This is a genomic window from Nocardia sp. XZ_19_231 (assembly GCF_015355705.1).
Classification (GTDB): domain Bacteria; phylum Actinomycetota; class Actinomycetes; order Mycobacteriales; family Mycobacteriaceae; genus Nocardia; species Nocardia salmonicida.
Genome location: NZ_JACUZI010000001.1, coordinates 240,368 through 265,362, shown reverse-complemented (window position 1 = coordinate 265,362; position 24,995 = coordinate 240,368). Strand labels below are relative to the sequence as shown.

14 protein-coding genes are annotated in these 24,995 nt (G+C 63.9%); 4 read left to right on the top strand and 10 right to left on the bottom strand.

Annotation, left to right across the window (positions count from 1 at the left end; genetic code table 11):
- Positions 1–195: 195 nt before the first annotated feature.
- From drmB to IBJ82_RS01065, 7 genes are all read right to left on the bottom strand, one after another.
- On the bottom strand, positions 196–1,932 hold the full coding sequence (drmB, locus tag IBJ82_RS01095) for a DUF1998 domain-containing protein (protein ID WP_228536384.1): 1,737 nt from the start codon (positions 1,930–1,932) through the stop codon (positions 196–198).
- Positions 1,932–5,156, bottom strand: a complete 3,225-nt coding sequence (locus IBJ82_RS01090) for a helicase-related protein (protein WP_370585095.1) — start codon at positions 5,154–5,156, stop codon at positions 1,932–1,934. Before IBJ82_RS01090 ends, drmB begins: the two co-directional genes overlap by 1 nt.
- On the bottom strand, positions 5,153–6,964 hold the full coding sequence (locus tag IBJ82_RS01085; protein ID WP_370585094.1) for a UvrD-helicase domain-containing protein: 1,812 nt from the start codon (positions 6,962–6,964) through the stop codon (positions 5,153–5,155). The genes IBJ82_RS01090 and IBJ82_RS01085 overlap by 4 nt, the downstream gene beginning before the upstream one ends.
- Positions 6,965–6,966: 2 nt before the next feature.
- Entirely contained in the window at positions 6,967–11,580 is a 4,614-nt protein-coding gene (locus IBJ82_RS01080; protein WP_194824098.1) for a DEAD/DEAH box helicase, read from the bottom strand.
- A gap of 413 nt (positions 11,581–11,993) precedes the next feature.
- Complete coding sequence (locus IBJ82_RS01075; protein WP_194824097.1) at positions 11,994–13,148, bottom strand: DNA cytosine methyltransferase; 1,155 nt, start codon at positions 13,146–13,148, stop codon at positions 11,994–11,996.
- Between the two features lie 494 nt (positions 13,149–13,642).
- Positions 13,643–16,594: a Z1 domain-containing protein gene (locus IBJ82_RS01070; RefSeq protein WP_370585093.1), complete on the bottom strand. Its 2,952-nt coding sequence runs from the start codon at positions 16,592–16,594 to the stop codon at positions 13,643–13,645.
- Positions 16,591–18,123 (bottom strand): ATP-binding protein, encoded by a 1,533-nt coding sequence (locus IBJ82_RS01065; protein WP_370585092.1) that lies wholly within the window; start codon positions 18,121–18,123, stop codon positions 16,591–16,593. Before IBJ82_RS01065 ends, IBJ82_RS01070 begins: the two co-directional genes overlap by 4 nt.
- A gap of 302 nt (positions 18,124–18,425) precedes the next feature.
- On the opposite strand from IBJ82_RS01065, the gene IBJ82_RS01060 reads away from it, so the two are divergent.
- Positions 18,426–18,641, top strand: coding sequence for a hypothetical protein (locus tag IBJ82_RS01060; protein ID WP_056812051.1), 216 nt, complete (start codon positions 18,426–18,428; stop codon positions 18,639–18,641).
- Positions 18,638–19,909, top strand: coding sequence for a hypothetical protein (locus IBJ82_RS01055; RefSeq protein ID WP_228536383.1), 1,272 nt, complete (start codon positions 18,638–18,640; stop codon positions 19,907–19,909). The genes IBJ82_RS01060 and IBJ82_RS01055 overlap by 4 nt, the downstream gene beginning before the upstream one ends.
- A 6-nt stretch (positions 19,910–19,915) precedes the next feature.
- On the opposite strand, the gene IBJ82_RS01050 is transcribed toward IBJ82_RS01055, so the two are convergent.
- Complete coding sequence (locus tag IBJ82_RS01050) at positions 19,916–20,293, bottom strand: hypothetical protein (protein ID WP_194824096.1); 378 nt, start codon at positions 20,291–20,293, stop codon at positions 19,916–19,918.
- A 37-nt stretch (positions 20,294–20,330) separates the two neighbouring features.
- Positions 20,331–21,290: a YafY family protein gene (locus IBJ82_RS01045; RefSeq protein WP_194824095.1), complete on the bottom strand. Its 960-nt coding sequence runs from the start codon at positions 21,288–21,290 to the stop codon at positions 20,331–20,333.
- A gap of 89 nt (positions 21,291–21,379) precedes the next feature.
- On the opposite strand from IBJ82_RS01045, the gene IBJ82_RS01040 reads away from it, so the two are divergent.
- Positions 21,380–21,907, top strand: coding sequence for a DinB family protein (locus IBJ82_RS01040; protein WP_194824094.1), 528 nt, complete (start codon positions 21,380–21,382; stop codon positions 21,905–21,907).
- On the opposite strand, the gene IBJ82_RS01035 is transcribed toward IBJ82_RS01040, so the two are convergent.
- Complete coding sequence (locus tag IBJ82_RS01035) at positions 21,867–24,356, bottom strand: tetratricopeptide repeat protein (protein WP_370585091.1); 2,490 nt, start codon at positions 24,354–24,356, stop codon at positions 21,867–21,869. The genes IBJ82_RS01040 and IBJ82_RS01035 overlap by 41 nt on opposite strands.
- Before the next feature lie 175 nt (positions 24,357–24,531).
- Here IBJ82_RS01035 and IBJ82_RS01030 point away from each other — a divergent pair, with 175 nt between their 5' ends.
- Positions 24,532–24,987: a carboxymuconolactone decarboxylase family protein gene (locus tag IBJ82_RS01030; protein WP_194824093.1), complete on the top strand. Its 456-nt coding sequence runs from the start codon at positions 24,532–24,534 to the stop codon at positions 24,985–24,987.
- Positions 24,988–24,995: the final 8 nt, after the last annotated feature.

The window sequence follows — 24,995 nt, the reverse complement described above, 5'->3', positions numbered from 1 at the left end:
TTGCCATGGTCGTGACCAGGTGCGCCAAGACCGGGTCGGTGTAGTCGCGCATGACAGTCCATTCTGGGCCCAGCTCGATTGACGTGTCGCTCGATCGTTAGCTACAACATCTCAAACCACAAGGTCGTCGATTCGGTGCTTGCAGTGTCGGCACCTGCGGTGCACTCGGGGCGGGCTGTACCGCTCCCTTGGGGATCAGCATGCAGCGACGAATACGCTGAACAGGCCCTCAGACTCCTCGTCCCGCTCATGGGTCCCGAAGAGCAGCGCCCGGTCCAGGAATGTGTTGTGCAGTTCGCACGATGTTTCCGGCACCAGCACACAGGCATGGCACGCTGCCAGATTGAGAGCGTCCGTGCCCGAGGCCGTCGACTCGATACATACCGGGTCCGACGAGCACCAGGCCAGCCGTGTCAGCCCCTCTCTGAGTGCGGCGGCGAAGCTGTCCGGCGACGCTTGCGCCGCCACACCGCCGAGGCTGCCTGCCGAGTCCGAACTCGCCGTGTACACGAGGATGCCTGCCATATCGTCGTCGACGTAGAGGCGCTCCCGCAGTGAGGCCGCCGGGTAGCCGGCGTCCAACGACAGCTGGTCGATGAGGATATGCGCAAGTGTGTGCACGGCGACTTCGACAATGTCGACGCGCGGCGCTTCAGGGCGACCGAATTCGGCTGCTCGGCGCCCCGCCGCGGTCTGGAGCCTCTGTCGCCTGTCCTGGGCGAACGGCTTGGCAGCCCAGTCCGCGAGCCGCTGCCGATCGAGTGCGATGAAAATACCCTCGCCGATCACCTCGATCGCAGGCAACCAATGTGTGCGATTGCGGGACAGGTCGCACAAGCCCTCCGCGCCAGGCTCCGTCACGCCGTCGAGACGCGAGAACCCGTACAGCGCGCGAACCTCCCGCAGTCGAGTCACCTTGCGGATCTCTGTGAGCAACTCCGGCAAGGACGAGTCCCGCCGCATCGGCACGCATACGAAATCCGACTCGATTCCGATGTCCTCCCGCCCGGACATCAGAGCAGTGAACTCGTCGCGACGCAGCTCGTCTTCACCGAAGTCGGCGTCGTCCTCTGCGCCACGCCGGCGATCGATCTCGGTAGCGATGTCTGCGACCTTGTACTTGCCATTCGACGACTTAGCGATGTTGTCCAGCACCCTCTGTGGAACCGGGTCGATCCCCTCGAGCAGGACCCAGTGTTTGTCGACCAGTTTCGCCAACGCTTCTGAGTACGGCGGAATGGAGATCGCCGACCGTACGGCTGGGAACCAGACGTTGGAAGCACCGCGCTGGAGTACTCGAGGAATATCAGCGCAGTCCTGCTTCGAGTCGGCACCTAGCCACGGCCGTATTCCACTGCAGGTTCCGAACTCGGCGAGCGCTTTCGGTCCGAATGTCCCGTCTAGAGACTTCGGAGTGACGCCGCAGCTGCACTTAAGAACGAGGTCCGCGAGCGACGAGGTTCGGCCGAGGGAGACCATCTGCATGTCGTGCTTGGTTCCTTCCCCCCACACCGCACCTTTGTGGAGCCACCGGAAGTACGGGAATTCGTCGATGTGCCCCCTCGAACAGGCCGTGATAAGCCGAAACGGTGTCAGTAGTGGCTTTTCCTTGCACTGAGCGCATTTCGCAACGTTCCAGTCCTTCGCCAAGTCGTAGAGCGACCCGATGCGGCGGCACTTCGGATTGGGGCAGACCTGCGTCAGCGGAAACCGGATCACTGGCACATCACGCGCCGTGCCTGCAGGAGGCGCCTTCAGTTCGGCAACGCGAAGTGAACGAGCCAGCCGAGGCTCGCTCACCGGTCGGGCCCGATTCTCGTTCCACTCGTCGAGTCCAACGATCATGTAACTGGTTGTCTCCGACGGAAACAACCCACCAATTCCGTAGGTGCTGAGAAGTTGACCCCTACGGGCCTTCGCTCCGGTTGTCATCAGTTCCTCTTCATCGCAATCTGGTACAGGCCACTTTCGGCATCGACTTCGCGCAGACTGCGCATCGTCGGCCAGGGGGCTTCTTCCTGCGAGTACTCGATGTGGTCATTCGTCAGCGCATCGGCGGGGTCGACCAACAGCGCAGCGTCGAGGTTGCGGGCATTCTGGTATCGCATGTTCGGTTTCGCCTCGCCTGCCTCGGACCACACGTCCAGGAGTTCGTTGACCTGGCGCACGGTGTCTTCACGCTCACGTTCGCTTTCCTCATCGGCAGGTTGGGTCGGATCCGTGAGGACCACGCGAGCGCGGTCGGCGATGAGATCGGCGATCCTGCGGAGGTCATCCCAGTTGCTGTCGGCTAGGTAGGCGGCAGTATCCGGCGCGAGCCCGGGGACGAGCAGTCGGGCCATCGACACCAGCACGCCATGCAGACCTCGGTCGCGGGCCCTCGCCGCGAACGGCGTCGCACTCGTGGCCTCCACCGCTCTATACAACGCCTGGTGGTAAGGCACGAAGCTCTCGTAATGCGAACGATCCCGCGAGCGAGCGGCATTGAAGATCGTGACTACGAGGCCAGGGAATTTTCGGCCGACGCGGCTGGTCGCCTGGATGTACTCGGAGCTCGACTGCGGCTGCCCCATCACTGTCATCAGTCCCAGGCGGTCGATGTCGACACCGACGGAGATCATGTTGGTCGCCAACACGACATCGTCTGGCTTTCCGTCCGCAAGTGTCGCCTCGATGCGCTTGAGGCGCTCCGGAATCTCCGAGGACGCAACGCGGCTGGTCAGCTCGTTGGCCGGCTTCAATTCCCGGCCCGTAGAGCCCTTCCTGTTCGCCACCAGCCGCAACCGCTCGCGAACATCGCCCTCCACCTGGAGATTCGCACTCCCAAGCACACGAAGGCTGTTGAAATAACCGAGCAGTGTCCAGTACGGATCGCGCGTGGTGTCGTCACCATCGATATCCTTGGCCGCCTGCAACAGCGCCGAATACACGCGCACCATGAGGGAGGCGTGGCTGGACGCCGGCGACATCACACCGACGTAGCAACGCGTGCCGTGTGTGTCTCGCGGTGCAGGCTCGGCAAAGAACGACTCGTCCGGGTTGATGCCCGGCGGCGGGAATTGTGCTGCACGTCGAGCGAATACGGATCGGATCTGTTTTTCCGCTCTACGGATCGTCGCAGTCGACGCGATGACCTTCGGACGACCACGATCATCGGACTCCGACAGCGGATCCGCCGAGCAGGCCGCGTCGACGGCAGTCTCGTACAAGCCCACCATCGAGCCCAACGGACCTGAAATGAGGTGCAACTCATCCTGGATTATCAGGCTCGGAGGGTGTCCGACACCGTCGCGGGCAAACAGCTTGCCGACATCGTCTTTCCACGCCATCGCAGCGAACTTGTCGACCGTTCCGAGGATCAGTTCAGGGCGTTCCCGATAGATGTCCTCGTCGACGACGTGCACCGGCAGCCCGCTCGCGAAGTCGCATCCGACGGCTTCGCACGCGATCTGAAGGTGTCGTTCCGGCACCTTCACCACCGCATAGTTGTTGTGGTCAAGCAGGGTTCCGCACCAAGGACACTGTGTCAGCTGGACCGGATTCTTCTCCTGCAACTCACGTCCCGAAGAGAGATCACGAAGGGATCGACGGGCCTCATCCAGCGTATTGGGCGTGCCACCGCTACCGACCCACAGTCCAATCGAGAACGACAGATTGCCGATGTCGCTGTTGGTCTTGCGTACCGTCTCCAGGGAACACATCAACATCGTGGCGCGCTCGAACTGCTGAATAGTGAGCAGCCGCAGCGTATAGCGCATGATGACAGCCACACCCTGCGCATCGCGGTCGTTGAGCCTGCGTTGCAAGATCGAGAACGCGACGAGCCCCAGGTATGCCTCGGTCTTGCCTCCACCGGTGGGGAACCAGAGCAGATCTGCAATCTCCCGATCAGGGTGATGCCGATCGGCCAGTCCCGGGAGGTTCAGGAGGATGTAGGCGATCTGGAACGGGTACCAGCGGTCCTGCGCGCCGTCACCGACACTTCCCTTGGCCCCTCGGCGAACCCAGTCCTGACGGGCACGCTGCAATTGCATCGCCTGGTTAGACAGGCGGAAAGCCCGCATGCTGACCGGGTCGTCGCGAAGCAGATCGATGCCCGCCTCGATCCGATCGGATGCCGTATGAGCAGCCGCGACGTGCCTGCGGGCGACGCCGAGCAATTTGCCGGGGACATCAGCCTCGCCTGAGGAAAGCTCACCATCGAGACCCTTGATCCACTCGCGGTACCGGGCCGCCAATCCACGCAGACTCGCAATGACCTCGTCATCGGAACCTGTTGCCAGGAAAGACATCCGTAGATTCACGGACTCATCCAGAATTCCAGGTCGCGCCCGCGGCACCTCGTACGTGGGCAGGAATGTCGTCGCAACCCGATCCACGGCCGCACCCGTCGCTGCCGTACCCCACTCGACAGCGCAGCCGTGACCGATCGCGAATGTACGCTTGTTGCGGTACAACAAGGCCGAGCTGTCGAGATCCTCGTCGTGCCCGATATTCATGTGGCTGGTGCGATCTACGATCGCTGGCGCGGCAGTCGAGATCGTGAGTCCCACCTGGAACCATGCCTTGTCGTCGCGCAGTTCCCCCTTGATGGCCCGATTCGTATTGCGCAGAGCCACCGAGACAGTCGAAACACCGTCACGCGCAGGTCGCACATACACATACAGCTGAAGTCCGTCGACGACATCGTCTGTCGGTCCGACTACGCCTGGCGCCCTGATCGACACGGTCATCGGCTCGATCGACAAGGGCGAGCGCTGCCAATCGTCGGACCGCTTCTTCTTTGCATCCGGATCGTTGTCGTCCACTGCTACTGCGGTGTAGCCCGCGCCCTCGATACCGATGGTGATGTTTCCTGCGTCAGCGAGTCGGACGCTGAATGTGAGGCCAACCGACGACGGGTACCGCATCAGCGCCTGCGCGACGGGGCTGTCCTCAGTCGCATCACCGTCGGCATCGGCACCGTCGGGGTCGGGCGACTCCTGTCGTCGTTCGTCGATCGGCCACAGCGCGCCGACTATGTACCGGTCGAGCGGCGCCTCCGAGATGATCTCGTTCTTACCGCCGCCCGGACCGATCACATCCGACGCCAGCTCTGCGACCATCTCGCTCCTGAATCGGTACATCTCATCCAGAGACGTGTCTAGCGTGCTCACGAAATCTCCTCCATGTTCGACCAGTCAGGTTGTGCCAGACCGATAACTCGCGGAGCGAGCCAGAATCCGGAGTAGCTGACATCCAGTTCCTGTGAACGTCGCGGGTGCCCGGCAACGGTTTCCACCGATACGAGCGACAGGCCCGACAGCTCCGCAGGCCACGAACCACCTTGCATACTGAACGCTTTGACGAACGACTCGTTGAATCCCTCGCTCGTACGTCCGATCACGCGGCCGTCTTCGGCACGGAGAACATAGGAGGGCAGATCCGCCGTGGACCGCTCCATGTCCAGACTCGCCACCACAGGCACGCCCACGAGATCAGTAGCGTTGAGGTTTGTTTGTACGATATGTGCGTCACACTGAACCGCGACCGGGACATCGATCTCAACATCCCGGTACTGAAACTCGACCGCCTTGGTACGTTTCTTGGTCGACTTCCATTTGTTAACCCGTTCCAAGATACGGTCGGGCAGCCAATTCATCTCCTGGTACAAGGCGTACGTCCGCGGTAGCTCACACCGGAAGATCACCTCCCGGGCCCGGCTCAACGCCACATACCGAGCCCGGACAACCGCCCAAGGATCATTATCCGGCCACGCATATGTACGGTCGACGAGGAAGACTCGATCGAACTCGAGCCCCTTAGCTCTGTGCACCGTGGACACAATGACGTTGCTCGAGTCAGGCTCGGTCAGGGTTAGCGGAACAGTCCCTGATTTAACCAACGCCCGGATTCGCAACAGGTTCAAAGCATCGATTTGGCGCGCGTTACCTTCCGCGGCCTTGAGTAGATACCAAGCAGCCTCGCCCAGTTCTTGCCCGAGGATCCGTTGGAGTGCCTCCTCGACTTCTGACCGTCGAACAACCGGCCCGTCCAACGAACCCAGCGCCTGACCCACCCACTTTGCGGCACCGAAGTCCTGCGCCTGGCGGCGGACAGCATGGCGAATACCGTTCTCGTTGAGGTACTTCGAAACCCGGAGAACCTCGCCGTTCGTCGCGCACAGAACAGCGGTGGTAGTCCCATCGACTGACAGCATGTCAGCCCAGTCGTCGATCTTCCCCAAAGAGAGCAAACTCGATTCGAACTCGTCCACTAAGACTGTGGACTCGCGAGCATCGGACAAGTCACGCAGCCGGTTGCCCAACTCGACAACCTTCAGAGGGTCAGAACCTCGCGCGCGGTAGTTCTCTCCGAGCCCGACGGTGGTCGCGCCGAACTCCGAAGCGAGCGCCTCGAAGATCTGCTGCGACGACGTCTTACTCTTCGATGTGGCGAGCTGGAAATCGTATACGCCCTGTAATGGGTCGCCGAGTGCGGTGACACCTACCTCATCGTTCAATCTCCGCAGAAGCGCCAGCACGAAATCCGCACGATCGCCGACAAGATCCTGCACCTCGTCCATGATGATGTGCCGAAGCAACTCCACCGCGAAGGGCGCCTCGTCGGATTCCTCCAGGACCTTCGTCGCCTGCCGGATGCGTGCTTCAAACGAGCCGACGGGTTCGATGTCCGCATCGAGCAGCAGCTGGCCAGCGAACGAATCGAACGTCCGTACGTTCGCAGCGGCAACCTCCCTGAGATCGAGGCGAGTTCGAACCGCGGATACTGCCGCGCGCGAGAAACTCAGTACCAGGATTTCCGTCGATGCAGACAGCTGCTCTGCCTCGACGAGAAAACCGATCCTCGCGGCGACTACCTCCGTCTTACCCTGCCCGGCACCGGCGATCACCACCAATCGGTCGTTGATGGGAGCGCCGACTACGACCCGCTGCTCATCGTTGAGCTCCAATGGCTCCGACACCGTTACCGCCTCCACAGTCCGTCGAAATGGTGAAATGCGAGCTGGGTCCCGAACGCCTCGATGTTGTCCCGCACGTTCACGATGAGGACCTCCTCCGAACCGCCATTTGCGGGCCCGCGCAGTCCACGACCGATCATCTGCTGGTAGCGGTTAGGACTGAAGGTGGGCCGTGCGACATACACTGCGCCCACTTTCGGTGCGTCGAATCCCTGCGATAGCACGTTGTAATTGGTCAGCACCCTGATCTCACCGGAGCGGAATTTCTGGATCAGGCGTCTGCGTTCCGGAGCGGGCGTAAACCCATCGATCGACGCGGCCGGGATGCCGCCGTTGGCCAGTACCGCAGCGAGCACCTGCGCATGCTGGACCGAAGCAGCGAACACCAGTGCTGTCATATCCGTCGGCAGGTCTTCCAAGGAATCGAGAATGGCGCGGTTCCGGTCATGATCTGCCGCAACGGCGTTCAAGTCGATGCGGTAGTCGTCGAAGTGCATCGCCTCGGCCTCTGATGCCCTGCGTGATGTCCCCGGCGTCAAGGTCATGCCGTCGAGCTCCAGATGCTTCACCCGCGCCAGGATCTCCATCTTCTGCAACACCTCGTGCGGATCACGGTCGAAGACGCCGTCGGTCAGCAGATTAGCGTCGTAGCGATTGATGAGCGCCTTCGTCTGATCCTCGTTGTGTCCGCGGTACGGACTCGCCGACAGCCCGAGCAGTGCCCGATCACGTTCTTTCGTTCCGCGCTTGAGCCACTTGAAAAGCTCCGTATAGGTCTTGCTGATCGACGTATGCGCCTCGTCCACCAGCACGACCTCAGCATTCGTCAGCCATTCGTGGTTTCCTCGACGTGCCAATGACAGCAGCTTGGCGTCGGTGGCCACCACGAGATGCGCTCCGTCGTCCGCGGGTGCCGCATCGTTGGCTCCCCACAATCGGCTGATAGTCAGGCGTGCACCCGCAGGCGCCACCGCCGACCACGTATAGGACCAGGTGTCAACAGCCTGTTCACACAGTTCTTCCGACTGCGCGATCCATACGATCAGCGGCTCGGTGTCGGACTCCCGGACGTAGCGGATGAGCGACTCCACCGCCACTCGCGTCTTTCCCGACCCCGTCGGAAGGGCCACGATTCCGCGGTTGTTGCCGCCCGGCCTCAACAGTTCGAGCACGTTCGTCACGACCCGCTCCTGGTAGTCGTGAAGTTGTGGAAGGGCGACCGGTCCGATGACCTGGAAGCGAGCGGCGGGTGCCGAAACCCGCGAACCCGCATAGTCAGGCGACAGCCCGAGTTCCTTCACTGCCGTCGTGGCCTGGACACCACCCGACAGCTTCGGAAGGACGACACCCTTGTCCTCGATCGCCGGGGCGAGTCGGCTCAACAGACCGGAACCACGGGACGCACGGGCCATTCCGGCGATCTCATTGGGTGTCAGTTTCTTGCCGCGGCGTCGCTCCGCCAGCGCCTTCGCACCCGCCGGAATTTCCTTCTCGAGTGCCTCCACACCGGCGAGCATCACGAGCTTGCGGTCCTCGTTGGGTTCGGCCTTCACCTGCTGACGCAGCCGTATCGCCTCCCCACGAGCACCGATGTTATGGATCTTGTACCGCTCTGTCGGCGAAACCGGTAGCCGGAGCTCCGCTAGGACCAGTTCGAGCAAACGATCATCGGACAGGTCGTCACGGAAGTAGACGGACTTCTCTCCGTCCCGAAGCAGCGTGTGCTCTGTGACGGAGCTCCCCACACCACTATCGGTAGAAAGCTCGACCGACACTTCCGAGCACGGGATCAGGATGACATCGGGCACGGTCGGAACGAACGCGCGAAGGCCCGGAAACTTGTCGGCGAGGGAGATCGGATCACCCGATGCTGCGGTCATGACCGTGCGGCTGACGACCGTGCGCGCGTCGACGAGTCTCCAACGGTGCATCAAAGTCGTCATTGCACGTTCGTCGTCGGCGAACACGACCGCATATCCAGAGGCGCACATGGCGTCGTAGTCCGGTCGACAGTCGGTCACATACGTTTCCTCCGGCGCCGTGAGAGTATTCGAGGCTCCATGCGTCACGCTGATCTCATCGGGCGCAGACGCTCCCACGACGGCGGCGCGGGAGTACAGGATGTTCAGTCGAGACTGGTCCAAGTAACGCCATGGCCGCGCCAGAATCCGTTCCCATCCGCGTGCGTCGATGCGATCGGTCAGACCCAGCAGCTGCGCATGCTCGGGCAGGACCTTCGCAACGGGCAACACGGTGTCCGGCACGTCGGCAATCGTGGTGAAGGCATCGCTGACCGCTCGCAGGCCGAATGCCGTGTCCACCACGCCATGCTGCCGCATCCACCAGACCGCAGGATTCGTAAACGGCATGGAGAGCCCTGCAGAGCTTGTTGAGTCCAGCATCCACGGCTTGGTGGAAACGCGGAGCACGTGATCGGTCAGTGCCTGACGTCCCTCCTCGCTCAGCTGCTCGACTAGGTCGAGTCCACGAAGCGTGGTACCGGACAGTACGCGAACTCTCGCCGCGGTGACGCGGTGCCCGTGGTCCGCCACCCAGGTCACATAAGCCGCCCGGGCCGCCTCCTCCCAGGCCGCGAACCACGACTCACCCCTTTCCGGGTGTCCCAGTTTCGGTTCGGACGACGACCCGATCGCCCGCAGCAGTTCGAGATCGCCTGCATGGAATGCGGTGTCGACGGTGTGGGCTGCATCGCGAGAACCGTCAGCTGGCACGATGACGCCAGGCAGCAAGCTGTCCGACACCCGTTCGACGCGCCGCGCCAAGGTACGCACAGGGGTGCTACCCGCGCCGAACGCTGCCGACAGCACAGCAGCAGCATCCGTTACCGGCAGACCGCGGGTCAGGTTCCAGAGCTCTTCGACCATCGCGCCGGTGACGGTCGAATCGGTCATACGGGCGACGTGGGAACGCAACCGGCCGAGCTGATCGAGCCGGCCGATGCCGAGTGCAACCAGCGCCGCCGAGGCTTCACCGTCGGCAACGACGGCCGGGTGCACGAACTCGGCCCCCGTCTCCGCATCCGACTCCGGCAGGAAGATCTTGCCCGGGGAAGGGAGCCGCAGGGAACCGTCCGCCGCGAGGACGAACTTCGCGCGTCGCATGTCGAGCATGTGGTCTGCTGCGTCACTGTCGACGAGTCGAGCGAGCTTGATGGCTTCCTGTGATCCCGTCACACCCGCGCTCGCCGCGAGGTCCCGCAACCACTCGCCCACATCACATGCCTTCGAACCAACCAGGCCCACAAGACGTTCCGCCTTGGCGCGCCGTTCCGGCGTCCGATCGACGGACCCGTGCACCCAACCCACCGGCCGGCCCTGGACGGATGCCCAGCGCGGCTTCCACGAATCGAAATCGGAGAGAAAGGCGGGTTGGAGTTTGATCTTCGCCGGATGCGTAAGCCTGCGCTCCATGTCGGGCAGACTCGGTACACGCGACACTGCCTTCAAGATCGGCTCGTTGATCACGTCATCTGCCCACGACCGACCTTCCTTTCCGCGGCTCGGCAGCACGTCGAGAATCGATCCTGGATCCTGTGGATCCACGAGTTCGACCAGATTCGCGCCGATCAGCTCAGGCAGAACCGATGTCAAGATCTCACGGTTGTAGAGCCCGTCGAGAATGTCGTGCCGGTCCTCGTTGGTCTTGAACGCCGCATTGACGATTCCGGTGAGGGTGGTTCTCGAATTCGTCGGGAAGTAGGACCAAAACGATCCGACCTTGTTGCGCCCCTTCAACGGCACGGCCCAGGCGACGTCTACGACGCCTCTGCCCGAGATCTCACCAGCATCTTTACGAGCGGCGGGGCTCGGTGTGTGCGAGGCGCGGAAGACGTTCCACACACTTTGGAGGTTGCCTGACGTCAGGACGGTCCTACTGCCATCGCGCTCGGCAGACCAGCTCTGATGGTCGCCGGAATCGTCATTCCGAAGGTCTATCGTGTTGACGTGTTCCGCGAACAACAGGAACTCGGGCGGGAACGCCAGCACCTTGTCGCCGAGCCAGTCTACGTCGCCGACGAGGGGAAGTCGCACGATCGTCGCCGCCCACTTCATCAGGTCGGCAAGCACCGCATCGGATTCGGCCAACTCGCTTGGGTCGAACGGAAAACCGAGGCGCAACACCGGGGTTCGACGTACATCCGGATCAATTGTGCGTACCAGATTGGCGCCGGCCGCGCGGTCGAAGCGCACTGAGACACCATGGCTGATGATTTCGGGTGCGTCGCAGATGCCGAGGACGGACTTGAAGCCCAACCCAAACCTGCCGATCTCCTCATCACGCTTGCGGGAGATGTGCGATGCCATCAACGTCTCGATGCCCGTCAAGGTCAGTGGAGACCCCTCGTTCGCGCAGTACAGAACGCCGCCCGACAGCACGAGCGCAATACGGCCGCCCGCGAGGACCAACGCGTCAGCGGCATTCTGCACCAACTCGTGGAGCTGCTTGCGGCCGTAACCGCCCTCGATGTTCGACAGCTCGATACCTGCATCCTGCTCGATCAGGTTCGGCTTCGCCCGGTAGGCCGCGAGGCACTGTTCGGTTTGACTCCTCACATGATCGGCAAGCGCCCCCACGGGGCCGATCCACTTCTCTGTCAATGCTTTTCACCTCTGGCTCGTCAATCCGTTCACGGCCGCCCCCGACCTGGTGTCGCCTGCGGTATGTCGACCGACGTCCACGCCTCGTTACAGCTACTTCGGGGCGCCCGGAGCCGAGCCCTATAACATTGCCAGATCCTACCGACAAATTGGTGGGATTACTTAAGCCTGGATCATCGAAAGTTGTTGTGGTGCCCGCGCTCCCATCATCTCCTGCCGTGACTCCACGGTCGGATCGACCCTGTCCGCTGACTTCCCACCTCGATCTGCCGACTCAGAACCTGATCACTTCAAATTTGCTGTGGTATCTCAGTCTCGGTGACACCGGCGGGAGCCGTTCGCTCGCCGTGATCGCCGGGTGGACCGTTGACTCATCACCCGTTTGGGTGCCGATTTGTTACCGAGGTCATGTGCTATCCGGTTACTGGAGCCAGCTCTCGAAGGTCCCTCAACCTCAAGTCCTCGCACCCAGCAGTCTCGTAGAGTTCGATACTCCTGGCCTGCTTTCGAGCCGTCGTCGCCCAGTCTGTCCTTACTGCAGCATCGAGAGACTCGGTCGTAGGGCATTTCGAAAAGATCGCCGCACTGAGGACGTGCGCAGCCAACCTTGGTGGGATCGCGTTACCGACCTGCTGCGACAAATCTCGACCCGACCATGGAAAGCGGCGTGGAAACGTCTGCAGTCGGGCGGCGTCCTCGATCGAGACATGACCGACGTATTCGTCTTTTAGGTCGACGAATCGATTTCTCGACACTTTGCCGGTCACTGTGTACGCAGGTTCGTCGTACCGGCGCCGCCCTCGAGCCTCGGGGCGCCCCCCTGAGCCATAGTTCGATACCACCTCGAACTTGTCCTTTCGCTCCAGCGCCTCCGCCATGGACACCCAAGGGAGTGGTATCTCCCCCCCCGGGCGCTGGCCACGGACATACCGCTGATGGCTAGCTACCGGCCAGACGAGCTCGCGGTCCTTCACCGCCATGAGGATCGCACGACGACGTGTCTGCGGTACCCCGAATTCTTCGGCGCACAACACCCTCGCATCCGCCGAGTAGCCCATTGCACGGAGGACGGCTCGATACTCCAACCACAGCGGCAGCACTGTCGGCACCTGCTCGAGGACGACCGCCTCATATGGGCTTCCTGCCTTGTCCGCGGCGAGAATCCACCGAAGTGGTTCGAGCACAAGCGCCGTCCGCACATCTTGCATCCTCGCCAGCTCGGCGCGGACAGCCTCGTATCCCTCGCGGTGCATTTTGCCGATCAACCTGTGGACCTGGTGCAGGCGATCGCGGCCTGCACCCGATCCCGCCACCGAGTAGGTCTGACAAGGAGGCCCACCTGCCAGGAACTTGGCGCTGGGGTAGAAATCGGGATCCCGATCTCGAACATCGGCCTGGTCGGTCTGCAAGCCCGCTTCGGCGCGAGTGGCGCACGCCTCCGAACTGGTCTCGATTCCGATCGTCGAGACGCCCAGCCAATGGGCCGCTACATCGAGACCGCCCGGCCCTGCGAAGAGGTCGACCATTTCGATATCGGCGCCTGGGGCACCCGGCCTGGATACGTTCATCCAGCGATCTTATGTGGAACGCTCGACCCCAGCTCAGGTGAGCCTTTTGACGGTGACGTCGGTGGAACCGCCATCACGAGATCGAACTCGCCCGCCCTCGCTGCGGCAACGGCCTACTGATCAAGTCGCCACTTCGTCCAGTGAACTGAACAGCGATGTCAGCGGCGGGACTCGCGCAGTCGTCGCCAGTCAGGGGGCTGGTGCAACCTATTCCGATGACACAGAGAAGTTCCCGGTAGGGCCGACTCGGACTGGCTCCACCGTGGTTACCACAGCTTTCCTAAGGTTCCTGGCTCTGTCCCAGTCCTGGGCCTCGCCGAGTGATACCCGGCACTCGTACATGCGTGACCAAATGACCTTGACGACGACTGACCGGCGGACCTCGCGTCAAGGGTGCATCCGCACCTTGCAGTACCCGGGGTGCCCGCACTCCCTCCGCTCTTCGGCTCCCCGCTTGAGTTTCGGGTACTCGCCCGACTGAATCGGAGGTACGGTTACTCCTCTGAATCGACGATCACACTCTCGCTCCCCGCGTCGATTGTCGTGAACCGCACAGCCCGTGAATCCCGGCCCCGGGCCGTCGACGGTGCGACGAAACCGAAGGTAATCACCAGCTTGCCTGCGTCGATGGTGCCGTCGGGGCGGATGTCGGTGACGTTGTGCGGCTCGATGACCGGGTGGACGAGCACGGCTCCTCGGCGGGGTGCGACGAGGGATTCGGTGCGGGGGTCGGTCGAGTCGGGGAGGGCGTCTGCGATGCGGCGGGCGATGGTGCGGTGCCAGTTGTAGCTGATGGCTCCGAAGAGAGGGTCACGGCGGCGAGCTCGGTGCCAGCGCGGGAGAGTTGTTGTGCCGAGGCGGATTCGGTCGTCGTGGGAGGTTCGGGATGGGGCGAGGACGGCCCAGTCGGTGACGCTGCCGTCAGCGGTGATCGAGCGGAGGTATTCGAGGTCGGGGGCGAATTGACGGGAGGCGCGCCAGCGCACCGTGTCGATTAGGGCGAGAAAAGTTGTGGCAGGGATGATCGCGTGGTGAGCGCGGAGAAGGTGGCTTTGCTGGCCGTCGGGGAAGTGGTAGGCGAATTCGTCAGTGTGGGTAGACAATACGTCGAAGATGGGTTGCCAGGTCGTGACGTTATGGCGTAGGTCGGCGACGGCGGTCGGGTAGGCGGTGGGTTCGCGCCAGCGGCCCGGTGAGCGCACTTCCACAAGACGCGCGTTGTACATCTTGTTCTTGCTGGTGGGCGGTAGCAGCGGGAGGTGTTGGGAGACCAGGGGTGGGACCTGGGCGGGGGTCACCTGAGGTTCGCCGTCGACGGTCTCCGCGTACTGCTCGAGTTCGTCGCGGAAGGCGTCCTCGTCCTGGCAGGTGGCCTCGAAGGCTTGGTAGAGATCGATGCCCTTGTTACCGGGGCCGGTTTCGTCGCGGCCGATGTAGAGGCGGACCAGGTCACGGTAGCCGCGTCGGAAGCCGAACCAGCGGCCCATTTGCATCAGTGCGGACATGTTGGCCGCGCGGCGGCGGAAGTAGGAGACCGTGAGTCCCTCCACGGTGAAGCCGCGGGAGAGTTTCTGGCCGCCAATCAGGATCTTCCAAATCGCGCGCTTGTCGAAGTCGGCCTCGCCGGTTTCCACGGCAGTGTCACCGTTGACGACGATGATCGGTTTCTGGTCGCCACCGATGCGGATGACCGCGGGGCTGATGTGTGGGCGCAGATCCTCGAAAGTCGTTGGGACCGGATAGCCTTCGGCACGCGCCGCGGACACATGGGCTACGTCGGTGTCGAACAGCCCCCGGAGTCGGGCGTGGCCGCTGGGGCCGGAATAGTCTGCGTCCCACCATACTTGGGTAACACGCGCCAACAGGTGACGATGGTCGGCGACCCAGCTGGACTCATGGATCAGCATGGTGTGATGCTGAAAGTAGCCGTCGCCGAGTCCGTTCGCCTCGCGATAGACCTTCATCGCCGCAGCGAGGACGAACATGTCGACAGCCTTGCGCAGTGGTTCGGTGTCGTCTTCGTCGGCTACCACCACATCGCGGACATGAGCCATCTCGTTCGAATTGCGGTATGTGCGTTCGTCTTCGGGAACTTCGGAGTCGATATCGTGGAAGTCGGTGGCACCCATGTACCCGGTCGGGCGAGCCAGCGACAGCAGGAAATCCTTGGGGAAGATGTCCGTGGCGTCGCTGGGATCGATGAAGACATTGGCGTACGGGGTGGCGGTATAGCCGACGTATTGGGCGCGCGGCAGCATGGTGAGCAGATTGGATACGCACTGGTTGATGGCTGTGCGTTCGGTGTCCGGTTTGGCGCGGGTGGTGTTGATCGACGCCTCGTCGGACTCGTCGTCGATGATCAACACGGGGATCTCGGCCAGCGGGGTCTTGATCTTGCGTAAGTCCTTGACTAGCTTAGTCAGCACCGACTTGTTCTTCTTCACCACCATCAGCCGGGCCGCGGCGAGGTGCAGGTTCGCCTGATCGTAGAGCGGGAGCGAGGGTTCGCGCTTCTCGAACTCGAGCGCGTAGATCCCCTGCTGCAGGCTGCGGTAGTCGTTGTCTCTGGTCGTCATTCGGTGGATGTCGAAACCGCCCATGATCGACGGCAATTCACCGAATTCGAGGAAGCGGCGTTGGATCCAGGCAGGGTCGTCGCTGTAGTCGGATTCGTAGTCGGCGGCGCCCCGCAGGATGTTCTCGCGGCCGACGAGTTCCATGTCGAGGCGGCGTTGAGTCTGTGCACGCAGCAGGTTGAGAGTGCCGCTGAGCACGATCACCAGGCGGTAGCCCGCGTCGATCGACTTGGCGATGACGCCGGCGAAATTAGCGGTCTTACCGGACTGCACATAGCCGACCACCAAACCCTTTGTCTGGTAGGCAGTCACACTGGTCGGGTCGGCGAGCCGTTCGACGACGTGGTCGGTTGCGATATCGAGATCGGCGATCGCTTCCGGCGACCAATGCCGAGTCGCCAGCGAGAGTCGGTAGTTGTTCCAGTAGCCCTCACGGCTGTGCCGCGACATCTGCCGCGGACGCAGGTGATACCAGGGTTCGAATTTCGCACCGATCACCACAGGCCGCGGCAGCGTCGAAATCGGCGCGTTGGCTTCCAGCAGTTTGGCTGTCGCGGGATCGAGTGCGAGCCGCGTGTAGAGGTGCGCCCGGCGTTCTTCGGTCCGGGGTGCGGCGTCGGACCAGGACGGTGCCACCGCGAAATCCCACTGATAGAACTGGGCTCGCCACATCGCGACCAGCGGATCTGCGGGCAGCGCCGCGAACAGCGCCTCGCGGAAGTCCTCCTCGTTGGCACACGTCTCGGCCGCGGGCAGCTCGTCTGCCTGGTAGCGCATCGACCGCAGTAGTCGGGTTGGTCGTGTGCCCGACATCTCGCCGAGCACCGCCCGATGCAGTTCCAGCCTGGCCGTGGCCAACTCCTCGCTCACGCGTCCACCTGGTCGAGCTCGGCGCGGGCGGCGGCCAGCAGCACCGACTGCCACAGCACCAGATTGTCCTTGGTGCGCGGACCGTTGTATTCCTTGCCGAAAACCTCGTGCAGCAGGAAATACATTAGCGCCTTCATCATCGGGGCGTCGTTGAGGCTGCCGCGCCGACCACCGAGGATCGCCGAACGGAACCGGCGGTTCAAGGCGATGGTGCGGGTTTCGCGGTCGATCTCAAAGAAGACCTCGTCGGAGAGCTTGCGCCATTCGATATTGACCGGCTCCTCTCCCTGCAACGACGGCAGCTCTTCGTCGAACGTTTCGCGGACAGCGGGGGCGAAACCTCGCCCGGGAGGGATCACCGGTTTGCGGACCGCACCCGCGCGCTGCCTGGCCTCGCGGTAGATCCGCTGGGCATTGGCGAGATAGTCGCTGAAGGTCCTGCCCTGGTCATCGGCGGCCTCCTCGACAGCTTCGACGAACTCCGGCGAGACCTCGACGCCTTCCTTCTTCACGGTCAGCCGGAACGTGTCGCCGAAATCGGCTGGTAGGTCGACGTCGACGCGCGCCAGCGACAGGTGCTGTTCGGGCTGGCGGAAGTTGTTCCAACCGCCTGCCTGCACAACGCGCCCGTTGCGATAGAAGTAGAAACCTTGGCGTTCGAGCACGCTGCCGACTGCTTTGTACTCGCTGAGCGAGGATTTCGGTGGCCAGATGTGCGCGGTGAGTTCCATCCGGCCGAACGAGGCTAACTCGGCGGCGAAACGTCGCGGGTATTCGTGGTGGCCCGACACCGAGTAGCCGAACGGATTCAACGCCACCACCCCGAAATTGGCGTAGATGTCGCCGGTGCGGATGTCTTCGACAGCGATGGTGATGTTGAAGTCAGGGCGGTCGAGAAAGCGGTGCAGTTGCAGCCCGAGATGTAGGCCGAGACGAGCGATGGTGCGATCCAGATACCGGCCGGTCTGGCCCGCACCGACGTTTTGCGGAAAGTCCTTCACGCCGTCCCAGCGAATCACCGTGCCCTGCCAGGTGATCGGACAACCCTGATAGCGGTCGATCAGCGATTGTGCATAGCTGGGCTCGACGATGTCACACTGAAAACCGGTGCGGGCCTTTTCCATCGCCCACCGCCGACCGGCCGGCCGACTGCTCCTCGTCCGGCTGACCACAGTGACCGACGAGGCCTGGCTCAGCGACGCCGATTTCAGGCCGGTGCCGAACATCCCCAGCGCATCCGGTGCGTAGTCGCGACGCCCGCCGACCGTCATGGCGACATCGAGTTCGGCTTCGGACATGCCTCGACCGTCGTCGATGATCAGCAAGCTCACCAGGTTGTCACCATCGCGCAGGAAGTGCACGACCACGTCTTTCGCGCCTGCGTCGATCGAGTTGTCGACGAGGTCGGCGACGGCTGCTTCGAACCCGTAGCCCTGGCTCGTCAGCGCCTCCATATAGCGAGCGTCCGGGGGTAGGTACTTGCTACCGCTGGTCGGAACGTCGAACTGCCAATCTGCCGTTATTTCCACCCGTGCCCCACCATCGGTCGTCGAAGACTGTCGCACAGGAGGATCCGCCGACCGCGGCCGCTCGTTACAGAAGTGCCCGGCTGGTCGGTGTACGCGACATCGTGATGAATTTACGCGAGGGCTGTGTCATTCGGAACCAATCATGCACCTCTCCATGTCGTACGCCATACAAGGTGGTACGTCGGTTTACATGTACCTGGGCTGGGGTTTTCGTTGTCATGCACAGTGATTCGGCGAAGTCGTAGCGCGCGACAGCGGAAAGGGGGACCCTCGGAGTAGAGATCGGGTTACCCAGGAGCCGCATGACTGTCAGAAGTGACCGTGAAGGTGGCTTGCCGGAGACACTGCCCGCGTTGGAGCAGCTGCCGGCGGATGAGGCTCGGGATCTGTTCGAGTTGATGAGGGCCGCGAGTACGTTCGAGGCGGCCGCGTTGGACAAGTCCATCGATTCGATGGTCTCTGCGTTGCCCCGGCCGTTGCGTCGGGTGACGAAGAAGATCATGTTCGGCGGCAGATGACCGACCTGATTACTCGGGCGCAGTTGATTCTGTTGGCTCGCACGTTGCATGTCCATCCTCAGCGGTTGGACCACCTGCGGTATCTCGGGGCCGATCGGTTGCATGCGCTGAATCAGCAGATTTCGGGGGTGTTGTTCGATCAGCACACGGAGACGTTTCGGCGGATCAGTTCGTTGGTGCCGTTCATTCCGTTGACCATGTCGATTCCGTTGGTGCAGAAGCTGATTCCGCCGATGATGACGGGGCGGGCGGCGGGGTCGGTGGGGCTGGATCATCCGGGCAAGGCCGCTGAGACGTTGATGCTGCTCGATGCGGGGTATGCGGCCGATTGTGCGCCCTATCTCGATCCGCGGGCCATCGAGCAGTTGGTCGATCAGATGGCGCCGGGGCCGATCGTCGAGATCCTCAACGAGCTGCTGCGGCGGCGCGACTTCATCACGGTTGGTCCGTTCTTGGCTTGTGCCACACCGGAAGTGCTCGCCGCTGTCGAGGTGGGGGTGCGGGATGACGCCGGGCTGATCTTCTCGGCGGCGTTTTCCTATGACGTGGACGTACTGAGTGCGGTTATTCGTCAGCTGCTCGATGGGCCGCACAAGCGGGTTCCGCGGATGGCGCAGACGGTGTTGTCGGGTCCTTCCGACCTGCAACATGCTGCGCTGTCGGTGTTTTCGAGGTGCGCGCCCGATGTGATCCGCCGGGTGGGCGACATTCTGTTCGGGAGTGCGCAGCCCGGTGATGTCGCGCGACTGGTGCGCAACGCGCTGGCGCTCGGCGCGGTGCCCGAATTCCTCACGCTGGCGGGGTATCTCACGCCGTTGGGGCTGTGGACGTTGGTCGGTAATCCGGTGTTCAGAGATCCGGATGTGGGGGTCGATCTGGTCGCGCCGATGGACGGGCGTGAGGATGCGGAGAGTTGGCGTGGGCTGTTCACGTTGATGTCGCGAATGGACGACGATGTCAGGAGCGCTGTGGGGTACGCACTGGCTTTGCTCTCGGAGTCGGCGGTGGCCGAGTTGCCCGCGCGGGCGACCGAAACTGGTTGCTGGCCTGCGTTACTCGATCTTGTCGCAGTTTCCGGAGAGCGGGGACAGTCACGGTTCGGAGCGATCTGGGCGCAGTTGGGGCCGGAGCGGCGGGCCTATCTGCATCGGTGCATCACCGAGCTCAGGTACGACACCAGGCTGGCCGAGATCACGGCATTGGTCGAGCCGGTGGAGGTGGACCTGCTGTTCTATCAGCGAAGGCAGAAGGGGCGGTATCGCGGCTGACCCGGGTCAGCCCTGCCATCGGCCCCAATCCCGTTGGGCGTGCAGCACAGCGGGGTCGACGACACCCCAGATCCGGATCTCGAACCGATATTCCCCCGGCTGGGGCTCGAGGAGACCCTCCACCGCGTGTACCCCGAGGGTCGGAGAGAGCACCCGGCGTAGTCCGAGGACGTTGGCCCATTGATCGACCACCCGGCCCGGGTGCTGCGAAAGATGGCTACCGGCTTGACCTTCGACGGACAGGACGGCCTCCATGCTGTCATCGCTGGTCACCGACGGCGCGACGAACCAGGTCAAGGGCAGCAACCCGGCTGCCTTGCCGAGTTCGTTGAGGTGCTGGGCGACAGCCGTCTCGATCGCCGAGCTCAGCTGGGACAGATTCATGAGTTAGGTATAGCGCGCCGACGCAGACGGGGCGAATTCATGGCTGAGTGCGGGTGAAGCGGCTCCCCCACTCCCGCAGCTGCGTAACCAGTTCCGGTGGGCCGAGAACGCGGAAATCCGCTCCTACCTTGCCCAGCAACAGGATCGGCCAGTCTAGCTCGTCGACAGTCAGTTCTATGTGGGTGCGGTTGTCAGGGAGGGCGGTGATGGTGCACCAGCGGCCTACTCGGGTGTGGACGTCGGTGGCGGGGGCTTCTATCTCGGCGGTGACGGTGTAGCCGGATCGGCGGGCGCCGATGGCGTTTCGGACGAAGGTGGCGGCGTCGGGGGCCGGGAGGGTGCGGGGGCGGAAGCGGGTGCCGGTGGTCGCGGAGGCGGTGAGGCGGTCTACGCGGAAGGTGCGCCAGTCGTGGCGGGTGAGGTCGTAGGCGACGAGGTACCAGCGGCGGCCCTGGGAGACGAGGCGGTGGGGTTCCACTTCTCGGGTGCTGGTTCGGCCGTCCGCGGCGGTGTAGGTGAAGGTGAGGCGTTCTTCGCGGCGGCAGGTGAGAGCCAGATCGGTGAGGACGGCGGGGTCAACGTCGGAGAGGGGGACGGCGGTCCAGGCCGAGGATTCGGTCATGGCGCGTAGGGCGTCGACGCGGCGGCGTAGGCGGGTGGGTAGGACGGTGACCAATTTGCCGAGTGCGCGGATGGAGGGTTCGGCCAAGCCGTCGCCCGCACCCTGGGAGCCTGCTTGCAGGCAGACGGTGATGGCTACCGCTTCGTCGTCGTCGAGGACCAGGGGTGGCAGGGCGGCGCCCGCGGCCAGTTGGTAGCCGCCGTCGACACCGGGGCGGGCGTCGACCGGATAGCCGAGTTCGCGGAGGCGGTCGATGTCGCGGCGCAGGGTGCGGGCCGAAACACGGAGGCGCTCAGCGAGTTCCGTGCCGGGCCAATAGCGATGAGTCTGCAGCAGCGACAGCAGTCGGAGGGTGCGTGCGCTCGTATCGGCCATATTCCGATTATCTCGCAATTGCGGACAGAAACTGGCCGCAATGGGTTCTACCTTGGGTTTCACCACACCGACAAGCAAAGGATCCGCTCATGACCAGCAGCATCCAGATCGACACCGAGCGCACCGACATCCTCGAGATGCTCGCCAAGCACCGGCACTTCCTGCGCTTCACGGTCCGCGATCTCACCGACGAGCAGGCGGGTCTGCGCACGACGGCCAGCGAGCTGTGTCTGGGCGGACTGATCAAGCATGTGGCCGCGGTGGAAGCGAATTGGGCGGGTTTCATCCTCGACGGGCCCGCGCAAGCCCCCGATTTCTCCTCGATGACCGAGGAGCAGATCGCGCAGTGGGGCGAAATCTTCCGGATGCTGCCCGGCGACACGCTCGAGGGTGTGTTGGCCGAATACGAGCAGGTGGCCGCACGCACCGATGAGCTCGTGCGCACCCTGCCCGATCTGAACGTGAGTCAGCCCCTGCCGGAGGCGCCGTGGTTCGAGCCCGGCGGACGCTGGACCGCACGCCGCACGCTGATGCACATCATGACCGAGACCGCCCAGCACTCCGGCCACGCCGACATCATCCGGGAATCGCTGGATGGAGCGAAGTCGATGGGGTGATGTCGGCGAAGAGAGACTCGGCTGCCGCACGGTGTTCGGTGGCGGCAGCCGGGTCCGTCGCGTCGAGGACGTCGGCGATGCCCTGGTGGGCTGTCGCCTCCTCGAAGCGGTGGCCCAGTTCCGGTGCCAGGGCCAGGGTTTGGCGATAGAGGTCGAGGGCCTCGTCGGATAGTCCTGCGAGACGGCAGGTTTCGGCGTAGCTGTTGAGGAAGTGGATCTTCCAGTGGTCTTCGAAGAGGGCGTCCAAGAGAGCGAAGGCTTCTCGGTGGCTGGCGAGCGCTTCTTCGTAGCGACCCATTTCACGCAGGGCGACACCCCGGCAGTTCAGGCACCAGGCTTCGTTGTGTTTGTGGCCGTCTTCGCGGGCGAGGGCGAGGGCGCGGTTCAGGTGGTCGAGGGCTTCTTCGGGCTCGTCGGCCGCGATCGCCACGCCGAGGGTGATCTGGGCCTGGAGCGACGGGTTGACGGTAGGGATTGCGAGGGCTTCGCGGGCCAGTTGGGCGGCCCGGTCGCGCTGACCCAACTGGAGCATGGCCCAGGCTTCGCCGGCGATGGCGTCGGCGGCGCTGGTCGGGCAACCGCCGGTGGTGTAGAGGTCGCGGGCTTGCCGGAACAGTTCCAGCGGTTCTTCGATACTGCCTTCGTCCCAGCGTAATTGGGCGCAGCGCATCGTCAGTTCGGCGCGGGGCAGCGGGTCACCCACTTCGACGACCAGGGGCGCGGCGGCGGCGTAGGCGGCGGCCGCTTCGGTCATGCGGCCCGCGTTGTAGCGGGCGAAACCCAGGTCGCTGTGCGCTTCGGCAAGTTGGCGTGGATCGCCGAGATTCTGTGCGGCGGTGAGGGATTGCTCGAAGAGCGCGTTGAGATGTGTGGTGCCGCAGCGGCGGGCGAAGAAGGCGCGCATGAAACGTGGCAGTTCGCACACGTGGGTGTCGGCACCGGCTTCGACGGCGGCATAGAACACGGCCATCAGGTTGGTGTACTCGGCGACGAACCAGAAGAACGCGGCGTCACGACCGGGGAAAAGCGGTAGCTCGGCGGGCGGCGAACCGGCGGAGACGGGGCGGGTCGGCGACAGGAACGGCATGGCGGTGTCGGCGGCGGCCGCGGTGTGTACGTAGTAGTCGAGGATGCGGTGCAGGGCGCGTTCGCGGTCGGCGGGGGTGTCGTGTTCGAAGGTGGCGGTGCGGGCGTGTTGGCGGACCAGGTCGTGGAGGCGGTAGCGGCCGTCGGCGGGTTGCTGGACGAGATGCGCGTCGAGGAGGTCTTCGAGCATGGTGCGGGCGCTGCGCAGCGAGACGTCGGCCACGGCGGCGGCGACGTAGTCGGTGAACGTGGAGCCGGGGATCAGGCCGAGCAGCCGGAACAGGCGGCGCTGGTCGCGGTTGAGCTGACGCACCGACATGCCGAAGGCGGTGTCGAATTCGCTGGCGCCCTCGGCCATTCGCTCCACGAGGATGCCGACCGACCAGCCCGGGCGATGCCGAAGTCGAGCGGCCGCCAAGCGCAGTGCCAGGGGTAGGTTGCCGCACAGGCGCAGCACTTCGGCGGCTTGCTCGGGCTCTTTGGCCAGCCGTCCGACGCGAGCGTCGCCGCTGGCCCGCACCAGCAGTTCGGCACTCTCCTCCGGCGTGAGCACGTCGAGGGTCACCGGCGGGACCTCATCGAGTTCGAGCAACCGGTTGCGACTGGTGATGATGACCACCGACTCGCCCGCGCCCGGCAACAGGAGGCTGACCTGCGCGGCATCGGCGACATTGTCGAGCACGACCACAGCGCGCAACCGGGCGAGCTCCGAACGCCAACAGGCCGCTCGCAGTTCGACTTCCCCGTCCTGCGGCACCTTCTCCGAAGGCACCTGCAAGGCGGCCAGCAGCGCTCGAAGGGCGGCGTCGGGGTCGAGCGGTTGGCGTCCGTCGGTGAAGCCGTGGAGGTCGAGATACAGCTGGGCGTCAGGGTATTCGGCGGTGAGTTGATGCGCGGCGTGCACGGCGAGGGAGGTTTTCCCGACGCCTGCCATGCCGTCGATGGCGACCACGCGGTCGGCACGGACGGCGGCGAGCACGTCGGCGAGTGCCTGCTCACGGCCGGTGAAGTCGGGCACGTCGCGGGGCAGGTCGTTGCGTGGCGGAGGTGGGGCGTCGGCCGGTGGGCTCGGCGGAGCGGGCTGACGGCTGGTCTTCGGCGGAGCGGGCAGGGGGTTGTTGGCGCGCTCCCAGAGCGGGCGCAGCGGGCGTGGGTCACGTTTGACCAAGCGGCACAGCTCGAGGACCGCGAGCCACGGCGGGACCGTCTGGCCGCTGAGGTAGCGCGAGAGCGAGGACGAGCTCAGGCCGGTGTCGCGGGCCAGGGCGCGCACGCCACGGCCGGAGAGTTCCTGGATCAGTCGCAGCCGCGAAGCGAGCTCGTCCTGCGGGTATGCCCGTGCCGTCTGCTGTTGCACAACCACCGTGTTCCACTCCCGTTGTCCCGGCCTGCACCAGAAATCTCACGACCGACAAGCCGGTGGTCAGGGCCGTTTTCCGCTGTCCCACAGTGTCCCACAGCCATTCTTTTCCACCGTCGCACGGGCTGTTATTGAGACACACCGCAAGCAGCGGACAAGAGCGAACAAGGAGAACGACATGCAGTCTCGGATGAAGAACCCGGCCATGATCCTCACCGACGCGATGGGCCCGATCCAGCAGGTGCTCAAGGCCGTGGAGACCGGTGGCGTGGACGGCGAGATCTTGGAACTGGTGCACCTGCGGGTGAGCCAGATCAACGGCTGCAGCGCCTGCGTTCTCGGTGGCACCACCACCGCGCGCAAGGCGGGCGTCAGCGAAGACCGCCTCGCCACCGTGGTCGCCTGGCGCGAGACCCCGTTCTTCTCCGAGGAGGAGCGGGCCGCCCTCGAGCTCGCCGAGGCCGCCACGCGGATGGCCGACCGTCCCGACGCGGTCACCGACGAGATCTGGGACAGCGCTGCCAGCTACTTCGACGAGAAGCAGCTCGCCTCGATCGTGCTGATGATCGGTGTCACCAACATGTTCAACCGGCTCAACGCCAGCACCCGTCAGATCGCCGGCGCCTGGGGCTGAGGCTCCCC

Bases quoted from the DNA above. Each gene is read 5' to 3' on its own strand.
- IBJ82_RS01045 (WP_194824095.1), bottom strand. From the start codon at position 21,290: ATGGCCGATACGAGCGCACGCACCCTCCGACTGCTGTCGCTGCTGCAG.
- IBJ82_RS01030 (WP_194824093.1), top strand. From the start codon at position 24,532: ATGCAGTCTCGGATGAAGAACCCGGCCATGATCCTCACCGACGCGATG.
- IBJ82_RS01075 (WP_194824097.1), bottom strand. From the start codon at position 13,148: ATGAACGTATCCAGGCCGGGTGCCCCAGGCGCCGATATCGAAATGGTC.
- IBJ82_RS01060 (WP_056812051.1), top strand. From the start codon at position 18,426: ATGACTGTCAGAAGTGACCGTGAAGGTGGCTTGCCGGAGACACTGCCC.
- drmB (WP_228536384.1), bottom strand. From the start codon at position 1,932: ATGACAACCGGAGCGAAGGCCCGTAGGGGTCAACTTCTCAGCACCTAC.
- IBJ82_RS01050 (WP_194824096.1), bottom strand. From the start codon at position 20,293: ATGAATCTGTCCCAGCTGAGCTCGGCGATCGAGACGGCTGTCGCCCAG.
- IBJ82_RS01040 (WP_194824094.1), top strand. From the start codon at position 21,380: ATGACCAGCAGCATCCAGATCGACACCGAGCGCACCGACATCCTCGAG.
- IBJ82_RS01055 (WP_228536383.1), top strand. From the start codon at position 18,638: ATGACCGACCTGATTACTCGGGCGCAGTTGATTCTGTTGGCTCGCACG.